This window comes from Plesiomonas sp. ISS29, from assembly GCF_056522795.1.
In genome coordinates, this window is sequence record NZ_JAWRZQ010000001.1 from 287,176 (window position 1) to 299,517 (window position 12,342).

Sequence of the window (12,342 nt, forward strand, 5' to 3'; positions counted from 1 at the left end):
TGGTTATTAGGAACAAGGAATTGTCCAATTACAAAGGAGCTGAAAGATGAGTGTATTAGAGGTAGAAAGCCCAATCGTCTTGGATCTGGCCAGTTACGGAATCAAAGACGTTAACGAGATCATCTACAATCCATCCTACGAACTGTTATTTCAAGAAGAAACCTGCAAAAACCTTTCCGGCTATGAACGTGGCGTTGTGACCAATATGGGCGCAGTGGCTGTTGATACCGGTATTTTTACCGGCCGCTCCCCGAAAGATAAATACATTGTCCGCGATGATACCACCCGTAATACCATCTGGTGGGCTGATCAGGGTAAGGGCAAAAACGATAATAAAGCGATCTCCCCTGAAGTCTGGCACGATCTAAAAGCGCTGGTTACCAAGCAACTTTCGCACAAGCGCCTGTTTGTGGTGGATGCATTCTGTGGTGCAAACCCAGATACCCGCCTGAAAGTGCGTGTGATTACCGAAGTAGCATGGCAAGCACACTTTGTGAAGAATATGTTCATTCGCCCAAGCGCGGAAGAGCTGCAACATTTCACCCCTGATTTTATCGTGATGAATGGCGCAAAATGCACCAATCCTCACTGGAAAGAGCAAGGCCTGAACTCTGAAAACTTTGTGGCATTTAACCTGACCGAGCGCATTCAGCTCATCGGCGGCACATGGTACGGCGGCGAGATGAAAAAAGGGATGTTCTCAGTGATGAACTACCTGCTGCCGCTACAGGGTATTGCCTCTATGCACTGCTCGGCCAACGTTGGTGAAAAAGAGGATGTTGCTGTCTTCTTTGGTCTATCTGGTACCGGTAAAACCACTCTGTCTACCGATCCAAAGCGTCGCTTAATTGGTGATGATGAACACGGTTGGGATGATGACGGTGTCTTCAACTTTGAAGGCGGCTGCTACGCGAAAACGATTAAGCTTTCGGAAGAAGCAGAGCCAGATATTTTCCATGCCATTAAGCGTGATGCGCTGCTGGAAAACGTGACCGTTCGGGCTGATGGTTCAATTGATTTTGATGATGGTTCAAAGACCGAAAATACCCGTGTCTCTTACCCTATCAACCATATTCAAAATATTGTTAAACCGGTATCAAAAGCTGGCCATGCCAATAAGGTCATTTTCCTCACCGCAGATGCGTTTGGTGTGCTGCCTCCGGTCTCGAAGCTGACCCCTGAGCAGACCAAGTATCACTTCCTGTCTGGTTTTACCGCTAAACTGGCCGGTACAGAGCGTGGGATCACCGAGCCAACCCCAACATTCTCTGCCTGTTTTGGCGCAGCCTTCCTAACGCTGCACCCGACACAGTATGCCGAGGTGCTGGTGAAGCGTATGGAAGCGGCCGGTGCTCAGGCCTATCTGGTCAATACTGGCTGGAACGGTACAGGCAAACGGATCTCCATCAAAGATACCCGTGCAATTATTGATGCGATTCTTGATGGTTCAATTGAAGAGATGCCAACAGCCACACTGCCAATTTTCGACCTTGAGATCCCGCTGACATTGCCTGGGGCAGATACCGGTATTCTTGACCCGCGCAATACCTACAGCGAACTGGCACAGTGGGAAGATAAAGCCAAAGATCTGGCGCAACGCTTTATCACCAACTTTGACAAATACACCGATACCCCTGAGGGTGCAGCGCTGGTGCAAGCAGGCCCACAGCTGTAATACGCCGAAAACACATCACGCGGTAAATCCACCGGTGATATTGTTGCATTCGCTATACAAAAGCTAAGCACAGGCCTTATCGGTCTGTGCTTTTTTTATACTTTTTATTCCTCTTTATTCTTCTTTTATTCCTATTTATTCCTGCTGACCGCCATCATGTTCATTTTTAATGAACGCAATATTCATTTTATTCAAATATCATGCATCAAAAGATTGACCTATGGTATGACCATTAACCATTCAGTCAGGCGGTGCAATATGCAAGATTTCATTATTGGCGTGATGCTGGCTGTTCCCTGGGCCTTGCTGTTTATTGTCGCATTCTGGTGTTTTAGCCGGATTGGCGACTGCGATATTAACGATCGCTCATAATTGTTACTGATTACTGATTACTGATTACTGATTACTGATTACTGATTACTGATTACTGATATAGTTGGACAATATCCGCTCACACATCTTTGTGCTGGGCGTTTTTTTTATCCTCCGTGTGATACAAAAAAAGACCAAAACAGCACACAGGGGATAAAAAAAGGGGAGCAACTGCCCCCCGTTATATGTGCGGTTATACGTGATGGTACTGTGATGCACCAAATAGATATGCGCAGTATCCGTTATTTGCTTTTACGCAGTGCTGCTGCGAGCGCATCACCCATCGCGCTGTTACCTTGGCTGCTGTCATTGCGGTTTGTGCTACGGCTTGCGTTTCTACCACCAGCATGACTCCCCTGACCTGCCGGAGTGCGATCAGTACGGTCTGATGGACGAGACATTGTGCTGTTATGCGCCGAATTTACGTTATTCCGCTCAACGCTTGAGCTATTTTTCGCCCCAGCGCTGGCCGATTGATCATCAAGACGCATGCTCAGAGCAATCCGCTTACGCGCAATATCCACTTCCAGCACTTTAACCTTGACGATATCACCGGCTTTCACCACTTTATGTGGATCATCAATAAATTTATCTGACAGCGATGAGATGTGTACCAAGCCATCCTGATGCACACCGATATCAACAAATGCGCCAAAATTGGTCACATTGGTCACTGTGCCTTCTAAAATCAGCCCCGCAGAGAGATCATCGAGGGTTTCCACCCCCTCAGCAAAAGTGGCCGTTTTAAATTCGGGGCGCGGATCGCGGCCGGGTTTTTCCAGCTCTTTTAGGATATCGGTGACCGTCGGTAAACCGAAGCGATCATCGGTAAACTCACTGGCTTTGACACTGCGTAGCAGCTCGCCGTTGCCCATGAGGTCACGCACGGTTTTGCCGGTGGCAGCCAGAATACGCTCAACAACCGGATAGGTTTCCGGATGTACCGTTGAGGCATCCAGCGGGTTTTTACCGTCATTGATGCGTAAAAATCCGGCACACTGCTCAAACGCCTTCGGGCCTAAACGCCCCACTTTCAGCAACTGCTGACGGCTATCGAAACGACCATGCTCATCACGGAAAGCCACCACATTCTGAGCCAGTGTTTTTGACAATCCAGCCACACGAGTCAGCAGCGCAACCGAGGCGGTATTCAGATCAACCCCCACGGCGTTCACACAGTCTTCCACCACGCCATCAAGACGGCGCGCCAGTTGTGACTGGGAAACATCGTGCTGATACTGACCCACCCCGATGGATTTTGGCTCAATTTTGACCAGTTCAGCCAGCGGATCTTGCAGACGACGGGCTATCGAAACCGCACCACGCAGTGAGACATCAAGGTCAGGGAACTCCAGCGCGGCCAGCTCCGAGGCTGAATACACCGAGGCCCCGGCCTCACTGACTGTCACTTTTTGTGCCTGAATATCGGGATACAGACGAAACATCTCGGCAGTAAAACGGTCGGTTTCACGTGATGCCGTGCCGTTGCCGATAGCAATCAGCGCAACCTGATGTTTTTGGCACAGCTGCGCGACCGTATGCAGCGCTTTATCCATCTGTCCGGTATGCGGGTAGACGGTAGCGGTATCAACCAGTTTTCCAGTAGCATCAACCACTGCCACTTTCACGCCGGTACGCAAACCGGGATCCAGCCCCATGGTCGCTTTTGCACCCGCCGGTGCAGCCATTAGCAAGTCACTCATATTACGGGCAAATACGTTAATCGCTTCGGCTTCGGCCTGTTCACGTACCGTGCCCATCAGCTCGGTTTCCATGTGCAGCAAAATTTTGATGCGCCATGCCCAGCTGATGACCGTTTTACGCCAGCTATCGGCCGGTGCGTTGTTCAGCATCACCTGATAATGCTCGGCAATCAGGGTTTCACAATAGCTGCTGCGAATGCTCTCTTCCTGTTCAGGATCGGCATTGAGTGAAAGGTTTAACACCCCCTCATTGCGGCCACGGAACATCGCCAGTGCGCGGTGCGACGGCACTTTTGCAATCGGCTCGTGGTGAGCAAAGTAATCACGAAACTTCGCCCCCTCTTCCTCTTTACCAGCCGCTACAGTTGACACTAATTGGGCATATTTCCACAAATAGGTACGGATTTTCTGCAATAACGGCGCGTCTTCGGCAAAACGTTCCATCAGAATATAGCGCGCGCCATCTAATGCGGCTTTACTGTCGGCAACCCCCTGATCGGCATTGATAAAGGTCGCGGCCAGCGTGTCTGGGTCTTGCTGCGGATTATTCCACAGGCTATCGGCCAGTGGCGCTAACCCAGCTTCAATGGCAATTTGACCGCGCGTGCGGCGTTTTGGCCGATACGGTAGATAGAGATCTTCAAGCTCTGTTTTATTGTCGGTGCTGAGTAACGCCTGTTGCAGCGCCTCGGTTAACTTGCCCTGCTCAGTGATTGATTTCAAAATCGTCTGACGGCGATCTTCCAATTCACGCAGATAAATTAAGCGCGTTTCCAGATTTCGCAGCTGGGTATCATCCAGCCCGCCGGTCGCTTCTTTACGGTAACGGGCAATAAAGGGGACGGTATTGCCCTCATCGAGCAAGTTAATGGCGGCGCTGACCTGATCGGCGCGGGCGGCAATTTCACTGGCAATAACACGGCTAAAATGATTATTCATAGGCTCAATTGGGGTTCATCAGAGAATTTTGAGTGATAACCGACTTTTATACGTTTCTGCGTGGCAAAATACCAGCCATCAGGCAGAAGGATATCTGTGAACGTGAAGCGCATTGAGTAAACCAAGGATAAAATGAGCACAACAAAAGCACACTACATCACCCGTGAAGGCTGGCTGGCTCTGGATAAAGAGCTGAAATATTTGTGGAAAATTGAACGTCCACAGGTAACACAAGCCGTTTCTGAAGCGGCAGCAATGGGCGACCGCTCAGAGAATGCCGAGTACATCTACGGTAAAAAACGCTTACGCGAAATCGACCGCAGAGTACGCTTTTTAAGCAAACGGTTGGATATTCTCAAAATCATTGATCCGAGCCCGCAGCAAGAGGGAAAAGTGTTTTTCGGTGCGTGGGTCACGCTGGAAAACGAACAAGGGATCGAGAGCTGCTACCGTATTGTCGGAGCCGATGAATTTGATCCGGCCAAAAACTGGATCTCGATTAACTCACCCGTCGCCCGCGCCCTGATTGGCAAAGTGGTTGATGATGAAATCGTAATCGAAACCCCTTCCGGCTGTGTCTGCTATCTAGTGCTCGGTATCCGTTATCAGCCGCTTAGCTCGGATAAACCGATGTGATTAAAGTGCCCAGCATCAATAGCGTGATGTTACGGACAAAAATCTAATGCAGTGCGGGATATCCGACACAACTTGTGCAATATTAATACTGTTGCACAGCAACAGCCATCACCGAAAACTGCATGACAAGCATTCACATTACTATAACAACACGTCATCTCAATCGTGTGATTTACGCCTTGTTACCATGCTTATCCCTCGGCTCAGTTTATAGATTAACTTTGTAACAATTTCCTGTGCAGTAGCTCGCGAATGTTGCATACAATAGACTCAATTACGGATGACATGCTCACTGCATCATCCTATTTTCGGTGTAAATGATTTCGCTTTTTTTTGGAGTAATGAACATGCAAGAGAATCACAAAATCCTCGTGGTCGACGATGATATGCGCCTGCGCGCACTGCTAGAGCGCTATCTGACAGAACAAGGCTTTGTGGTTCGCAGCGTTGCTAACGCCGAGCAGATGGACCGTCTGCTGGTGCGTGAAAGCTTCCATTTAATGGTGCTGGATCTGATGTTGCCGGGCGAAGATGGCCTATCAATCTGCCGCCGTCTGCGCAGCCAAGATAACAACATGCCGATCATTATGCTGACGGCAAAAGGCGATGAAATTGATCGTATCGTGGGTCTGGAAGTGGGTGCTGATGACTATCTGCCAAAACCGTTTAACCCACGTGAACTGCTAGCCCGTCTGCGCGCGATTTTACGCCGCCATATCACCGAACTGCCGGGCGCACCTTCACAAGAAGAAGCAATCATTGAATTTGGCCCATTCCGCCTGAATCTGGGTACCCGCGAAATGTTCCGCGGTGATGAAGCTATGCTACTGACCAGCGGTGAGTTCGCCGTACTCAAAGCGCTGATCACCCACCCGCGTGAACCACTATCTCGTGATAAGCTGATGAATCTGGCTCGTGGCCGCGAGTACAGTGCGATGGAGCGTGCAATTGACGTACAGATCTCCCGCCTGCGCCGTATGCTAGAAGAAGATCCGGCACGCCCGCGTTATATTCAAACCGTGTGGGGCTTAGGCTACGTATTTGTTCCGGATGATCACAAAGCATAATGACCAGCTGGCTTCCGCGCAGTACGTTTGCTCGTACCCTGCTCATGATGGTGGTGCTGCTGCTGATTTGCATGCTCACTACCTATATGGCGGTAATGAATTTTGCGATCCGGCCTACCGTATCGCAATTTAATCGCATGATTGCGTATGAAATTAAGCTAGCCGCCAAAATAGACAAACAAGCCTCGCCCAGTGTACGGCAAATTTTGCGCAATGAGCTGGCTTCTGATCTGGATATCCGCCTCTACAGCACGCAAGAGGCACTATTGCTCGGGCTGGCACAAGCTGAACATTATCCGTTTTTAGATCAAGAGTTTACTCGGCTGTTTGGCACTTATGTGGATGTCAGGTTAGAAACCGGCTCTGAGTTTTTTGTACTCTGGCTGCATGACCCGACGGATAAAGACAGTGACCTTTGGTCGCGCATTCCCTTAATCAAACTGCGCCAAGAGGCATTTGCGCCGCTGTTCCGCTATATTTTCGCCATCTTCATGCTCATTCTGGCCGGTGCCTGGGTGTTTATCCGCCTGCAAAACCGCCCGTTAATGGAGCTGGAAAAAGCGGCATTACGGGTTGGCCGCGGTGAGTACCCTGATCAACTGCCGGAACAGGGTGCATCAGAAGTTCGTTCGGTGATTCACTCTTTTAACGTGATGAGCAAAGGCATTAAAGCTCTGGCACAGGATAGAAACCTGATTCTGGCCGGTATCAGCCATGATTTGCGCACCCCACTGACGCGGATCAGGCTAGCAACCGAAATGATGTCGCAAGAAGACAGTTATCTGGCGGAATCCATCAATAAAGATATTGATGAATCCAACGATATTATCGGCCAGTTTATCGATTTTCTGCGCGCGCAAAACGGTGATATGCCAACCGAACAATATGATCTGAATATGCTGGTGAGTGAAGTCGCAACCGCAGAAAGCAACGAAGATCATATGATTAACGTTGAGCTGTTCCACGATGTTTTACTCTGCAATATTCACCCGTTATCAATCAAGCGGGCGATTGCCAACATCATTACCAATGCGATCCGCTACGGAAACGGCATGATCAGTGTCAGCAGCGGTATTGATGATACCGGTTATATTTGGGCACAAGTTGATGACAACGGGCCGGGTATTCCCGATGATCAGATTGAAAATCTGTTCCAGCCGTTTGTTCGGGGTGATGAGGCGCGCGGCAGCAGCGAAGGCTCAGGGTTAGGGCTGGCTATCTTGAAACGCATCATTGATGCGCATCACGGTAAAATCAACCTCAGCCGCAGTGCTACACTCGGCGGGCTGGCTATGCGGATCTCTTTGCCCATCAGCCGTGAAACCGATACTCAGGTTAAATCAGCCTCATAATACGTAGTCTGCAATATACTCTCGTTCTGCCGTGCAATAATACGGCAGAATGTTTTTTGCACGATGAGAATCTCAATCACAATATCCTGTACACCCCATCTTTGCTCATCAGGTTTTAGTACGAAAATCGGCTTTCGGGTGCGGGCGTACTGAGTACCAGTAACGGCAGGCGATCACTTTGCCGTGCAGTGCCATACGGTTATTTACTGCCGTCAATGCATTCGGAAACGGGGGATAATAGCGCGGGCAATCCTCTTTGCTGACCCACTCCCCTTCAATTACCGCCTCGGCAGACGTTGGCAGTAAATCAGGATCCGGCGTGTGTGGCTCTGCGCTCTCCTGCTCTTTTTCATCCTCATCGGTAGTCAGCCAGTCTCGGTCTTGCGGATGCGCATCAACTGCGCGCTTGCCCGGCGAGGCGATAACTTCCTCGGGTTGTACAATTCGCTCACGCACCTGATTATCATGCCGCGCCTGCTCGGTTGACGGATTCACCGAGGTCGGCAGCACCGATACTGCCTGATTGGTGGGGCTGACATTCATCATGTTGGTCTATTTCCCTGAGCAAATAACAGATCACAGCATGAACACAAGAAGCCGCCCGCAACATGGCAGAACAACGCTCACAATAGTGCGTTTATACCCACAGATAACGGTGACAAAATATGTCTATCATCTGGGCACAACGTGCCGGTTCAGCAATAAAAGGGGCGTGTGCGCCTTGGGCAATAATCTCAACGTGTGAGTCTGGCCAGCAGGCATTGACTTGCGCAATCACCTGATGCGGAACCAGCCCGTCTAACCGGCCATAAATACGCAGCGCCGGTAAAGTGAGTGCCGATACACGCTCCCTGAAATCTGTGTCGGCCAACAGATCCAGACCTTTAGCCAGAACTTCGGCAGTAGGGGCAGGAACAGACAGTACCGCCTGTTTCAGATAGCGGGTATCCTGCCGGGCGGTAGCTGTACCCAGTGTTTGCAGTGCCAAAAAACGCTCTACGGTACGGCTAAAATCGTGCTGCAATTGCAGGCGAAATTGGGCCAAGACCTCTGGCTTGATACCCGGCCAGTTATCTTGCATCACAAAACAGGGTGATGAGGCCAGCGTAATTAATCCGGCTATCGCCACACCTTGGCCAGATAATGCCGTTTCCACTGCCAGTGTATCGGCAGCCTGAGCCTGTAAAGCCGCTTCAGTTGCCACCAGCCCACCCAGTGACCACCCGATCCAAACAGCATTGGCCGGTGCTTGCTGTAACAAAATATGTGCCATTTCAGGCAGTGACAGTGCACCATAACCGCTGCTGCGCCCGTAACCGGGTAAATCAACCGTGTGTACCCGATAATGCGAACTTAATTCCGCCACCAGCGGTTGCCATACTTCGGCATTCAGCCCCCAACCGTGTAGCAGCACAATATCGCGTTCACCCTGCCCCTGTTGTTGCCAATACAGTTTGCTCATCCCCTATACTCTTTTGTTGTGATCTTTTTTTGCGATCTTTGGTTAAACAACCGGTTAGCCCCTTGCACGGTAACCTCAAACTTAAAGCGAAAACTAGAGCCAAAACCATATTGATAAGGGATAACCCAATGCCATGGTGGCCGTTACCGCGCTCATTTGCACTGCCGCGCCTGCTACAAGCAGATACACGCAGCCCCTGTTTGGTGTGCCAGCAACCACTCTATCACCGCCAGCACGGTATTTGCAGTGTCTGCAAAAGCCACTTTCCGCTGATAACCTTTCCTTGCCGCCGGTGCGGGATTAGCCGTTCAGGCCCGAATAGCCGCTGTATGTTCTGCCAAACCTCAGCTCCGCCATGGGACAGCCTGACGGCAATTGCCGACTACAGCGAGCCATTTACCTATTTGCTAGCAAAGTTGAAATACCGACAGCAATTTTGGCTGGCCGAAGCGCTGGCCCGCCAGTTGTTGCTGACGCTGCTGGCTGCGCGGCGCGAAAATCCCGCACCGTGGCCAGATCTGATTTTACCGGTACCGCTGCAACGCCAGCGCCAATGGTGGCGCGGATTTAACCAGAGTGAATATCTTGCCCGAGCCTTGTCACACTGGTTGCACATCCCGCTCGATCCTGACGCGCTGATCCGTTATAAGAGTAAACGTGCCCAACATACGCTACGCGCCAGTGAAAGACGGCTCAACCAGCTAAACACTTATTCGGTGACTAAACCGCTGCACGGTTTACGGATTGCGTTGCTCGATGATGTGGTGACGACCGGTTCAACGGTCAGCGTGATAAGCCATGCACTGCGCGAGCAAGGGGCAAGCCACATTCAGATCTGGTGCTTGTGTCGTACCCAGTAACGCAATCAACGTAAATGCGTGAACCCTGTACTACTCAGGCCTGATGAAAGGGTGTATGATGTTTAACCAAGTAAATCAGTCAACTATTGAGACGAGCCATGATCCGCATTTCTGATGCTGCACAAGCCCACTTCAGTAAGCTTTTGGCACAACAGGCCGAAGGCACTAACATCCGCGTTTTTGTTGTTAATCCCGGTACGCCAAATGCCGAGTGCGGTGTTTCCTACTGCCCTGCCGATGCGGTAGAAGATAAGGATACCGAGCTGAAATTTTACAACTTTTCTGCTTATGTCGATATCATGAGCGTGCCTTATCTGGAAGATGCGGACATTGATTTTACCACCGACGCACTCGGCTCACAGCTTACCCTCAAAGCGCCCAACGCAAAAATGCGTAAAGTGGCCGATGATGCACCGCTGGCCGAGCGCGTAGAGTATGCGCTGCAATCACAGGTTAACCCACAGTTAGCCGCACATGGTGGCCGAGTATCTCTGATGGAGATCACCGATGATGGCTATGCTATCGTGCAATTTGGTGGCGGCTGTAACGGCTGTTCAATGATTGATGTCACCCTGAAAGAGGGCATCGAGAAAGAGCTGCTGGCACAATTCCCTGAGCTAAAAGGGGTGAAGGATATTACCGAGCATCAGCGCGGCGATCACTCGTTTTACTAAGCACTCAATATAAGTACTTAATATAACTGCCTAATAACCACAATAGTGGATAGCAGCACAGTAATATTTAACATTGCTACCGCTGTGATAACCGACGCGCAATAGCGCGTCGGTTTTTGGTTTGTATCACCCTTTCCATTTAAGCCTAGCATGTTACTCGCACATTAAACGGGTGCGACGGTAATACTCCAGCGACACCCCGCGCAGAGCTAAAAACACCATGAGTGCCAGCCACAACACGTGATTTTGCCCACGGCCCAGCGTGAAACCAATCACCACCGTCAGTGCATAGCCGCATCCGGCTAGCAGCATGCTGTTACGCATTTCTCGGCCGCGGGTCGCCCCGATAAACAGGCCATCAAGCAAATAGCACCACACACCAATCAGCGGCAATGCCACCAGCCACGGCAGGTAAAGATTAGCCTGCTCTTGCAGTGCGGGAAGATGCGTTAGCAATGCGATAATCTGCTGACCCCACAACGCATAGGCAAATGAAAACAGGGCGGCCAACAGCAATGATTGTCGACAGGCTGCCCGCCATACGGTACGCAGAGTTCGCTGATCGCGCGCGCCGATAGCGTGGCCGGTCAGCGCTTCAATGGCATAGGCAAAACCGTCAAGCGCAAAGGCGGTAAAGGTCAGGAAATTTAGCAACAGTGCATTGGTGGCCACCGTATCACCGCCAATACGGGCACCAAGTACGGTAAAAGAGGCAAAACAGAGCTGTAAAACCAGCGATCGCAGAAAGATATCTCGGTTTAATGACAACAACCGCCCGCTGTTTTTCCGCCATGTGGTTCTATCACCCAGTAATGACCTGATCATACTGTGTGGCTTATCCACCGGATGCAGCCTCACCATCTGCGCCGCACGCACGGTGCGCCACACCAGCCACAACCCCATCAGCAATGTCACATATTCGGCACACACACTGGCAACAGCAACACCACGCACCTGCCAGTCGGCATGCAACACCAGCGCGATATCCAGCACAATGTTAGTGAGGTTTCCGCACACCAGTAGCAAGACCGGTGCTTTCATTTTTTGCATGCCCAACAGCCAGCCCAGCAGTACTAAATTTGCCAAGGTAGCCGGAATAGCCCAAAAGCGGATCTGCAAATAAAGCTCGGCATACTCACGCAGTACACCGGAAACGCCACTGATCGATAACCCCAGCTGGATCAGCGGTTGCTGTAACAGTAACAACAGCAGGCTCAATAACCCACTGAGCAGCAAAGGTTGGCCAAGCGCCTGCAACAGTGTTGCGGTGCTGTTTTGTAGATCGTTATCCTGCGCGCCCTTGGCCTGTGCGGTAATGCCGGTGGTACTCATGCGCAAAAAATTGAACATCATGGTTAAAAAAGCCAGCACCATGCCGCCAACGGCCACCGCCGACAGATACACCGCACTATCAAGATGGCCGATAACTGCGGTATCAACCAACCCCAGCAGCGGAATAGTGATGTTGGAAAAGATCATCGGCAGCGCCAGTTGCCACAAACGCCGGTCAGTCGGCGACCAACAGCGTCGGAACAGAGTTTGCGGCATCATCGGGGGGAGATCTCCTTTTTATCGTTTAATTGTCTTTATGTTTTGGTTACT

The 12,342-nt window shown here is 50.7% G+C and carries 10 protein-coding genes; 6 read left to right on the top strand and 4 right to left on the bottom strand.

The genetic code is table 11. The features are described 5' to 3' along the window. Positions 1 to 46: 46 nt before the first annotated feature. The gene (pckA, locus tag AC1HDJ_RS01265; RefSeq protein ID WP_479536600.1) at positions 47 to 1,675 is read left to right on the top strand and encodes a phosphoenolpyruvate carboxykinase (ATP); all 1,629 of its coding nucleotides are present in this window, start codon (positions 47 to 49) and stop codon (positions 1,673 to 1,675) included. 614 nt (positions 1,676 to 2,289) lie between these two features. Here the strand turns inward: pckA and AC1HDJ_RS01270 are convergent. After that, positions 2,290 to 4,689: a Tex family protein gene (locus tag AC1HDJ_RS01270; protein ID WP_479536603.1), complete on the bottom strand. Its 2,400-nt coding sequence runs from the start codon at positions 4,687 to 4,689 to the stop codon at positions 2,290 to 2,292. A 132-nt stretch (positions 4,690 to 4,821) separates the two neighbouring features. On the opposite strand from AC1HDJ_RS01270, the gene greB reads away from it, so the two are divergent. The 3 genes from greB to envZ all read left to right on the top strand — a co-directional run bounded on the left by greB (position 4,822) and on the right by envZ (position 7,744). After that, on the top strand, positions 4,822 to 5,325 hold the full coding sequence (greB, locus tag AC1HDJ_RS01275; protein ID WP_479536605.1) for a transcription elongation factor GreB: 504 nt from the start codon (positions 4,822 to 4,824) through the stop codon (positions 5,323 to 5,325). Positions 5,326 to 5,672: 347 nt separating this feature from the next. Further along, complete coding sequence (gene ompR, locus AC1HDJ_RS01280) at positions 5,673 to 6,392, top strand: osmolarity response regulator transcription factor OmpR (protein WP_479536607.1); 720 nt, start codon at positions 5,673 to 5,675, stop codon at positions 6,390 to 6,392. Next, positions 6,392 to 7,744, top strand: a complete 1,353-nt coding sequence (gene envZ / locus AC1HDJ_RS01285) for a two-component system sensor histidine kinase EnvZ (RefSeq protein WP_479536609.1) — start codon at positions 6,392 to 6,394, stop codon at positions 7,742 to 7,744. Before ompR ends, envZ begins: the two co-directional genes overlap by 1 nt. Positions 7,745 to 7,852: 108 nt before the next feature. On the opposite strand, the gene AC1HDJ_RS01290 is transcribed toward envZ, so the two are convergent. Both AC1HDJ_RS01290 and bioH read right to left on the bottom strand, forming a co-directional pair. Continuing rightward, entirely contained in the window at positions 7,853 to 8,290 is a 438-nt protein-coding gene (locus tag AC1HDJ_RS01290) for a hypothetical protein (RefSeq protein ID WP_479536611.1), read from the bottom strand. Positions 8,291 to 8,381: 91 nt separating this feature from the next. After that, positions 8,382 to 9,206, bottom strand: coding sequence for a pimeloyl-ACP methyl ester esterase BioH (gene bioH, locus AC1HDJ_RS01295; RefSeq protein WP_479536613.1), 825 nt, complete (start codon positions 9,204 to 9,206; stop codon positions 8,382 to 8,384). A 128-nt stretch (positions 9,207 to 9,334) separates the two neighbouring features. Between bioH and AC1HDJ_RS01300 the strand changes: the two genes are divergently transcribed. Beyond that, a complete protein-coding gene (locus AC1HDJ_RS01300) occupies positions 9,335 to 10,066 on the top strand; it encodes a DNA utilization protein GntX (protein ID WP_479536615.1) in 732 nt (243 codons plus the stop codon). 98 nt (positions 10,067 to 10,164) lie between these two features. Continuing rightward, the gene (gene nfuA, locus AC1HDJ_RS01305; RefSeq protein WP_479536617.1) at positions 10,165 to 10,740 is read left to right on the top strand and encodes a Fe-S biogenesis protein NfuA; all 576 of its coding nucleotides are present in this window, start codon (positions 10,165 to 10,167) and stop codon (positions 10,738 to 10,740) included. A gap of 153 nt (positions 10,741 to 10,893) precedes the next feature. On the opposite strand, the gene dinF is transcribed toward nfuA, so the two are convergent. Then, positions 10,894 to 12,291, bottom strand: coding sequence for an MATE family efflux transporter DinF (gene dinF, locus AC1HDJ_RS01310; RefSeq protein WP_479536619.1), 1,398 nt, complete (start codon positions 12,289 to 12,291; stop codon positions 10,894 to 10,896). Positions 12,292 to 12,342 lie beyond the last annotated feature (51 nt).

Bases quoted from the DNA above. Each gene is read 5' to 3' on its own strand.
- pckA (WP_479536600.1), top strand. From the start codon at position 47: ATGAGTGTATTAGAGGTAGAAAGCCCAATCGTCTTGGATCTGGCCAGT.
- AC1HDJ_RS01270 (WP_479536603.1), bottom strand. From the start codon at position 4,689: ATGAATAATCATTTTAGCCGTGTTATTGCCAGTGAAATTGCCGCCCGC.
- greB (WP_479536605.1), top strand. From the start codon at position 4,822: ATGAGCACAACAAAAGCACACTACATCACCCGTGAAGGCTGGCTGGCT.
- ompR (WP_479536607.1), top strand. From the start codon at position 5,673: ATGCAAGAGAATCACAAAATCCTCGTGGTCGACGATGATATGCGCCTG.
- envZ (WP_479536609.1), top strand. From the start codon at position 6,392: ATGACCAGCTGGCTTCCGCGCAGTACGTTTGCTCGTACCCTGCTCATG.
- AC1HDJ_RS01290 (WP_479536611.1), bottom strand. From the start codon at position 8,290: ATGATGAATGTCAGCCCCACCAATCAGGCAGTATCGGTGCTGCCGACC.
- bioH (WP_479536613.1), bottom strand. From the start codon at position 9,206: ATGAGCAAACTGTATTGGCAACAACAGGGGCAGGGTGAACGCGATATT.
- AC1HDJ_RS01300 (WP_479536615.1), top strand. From the start codon at position 9,335: ATGCCATGGTGGCCGTTACCGCGCTCATTTGCACTGCCGCGCCTGCTA.
- nfuA (WP_479536617.1), top strand. From the start codon at position 10,165: ATGATCCGCATTTCTGATGCTGCACAAGCCCACTTCAGTAAGCTTTTG.
- dinF (WP_479536619.1), bottom strand. From the start codon at position 12,291: ATGATGCCGCAAACTCTGTTCCGACGCTGTTGGTCGCCGACTGACCGG.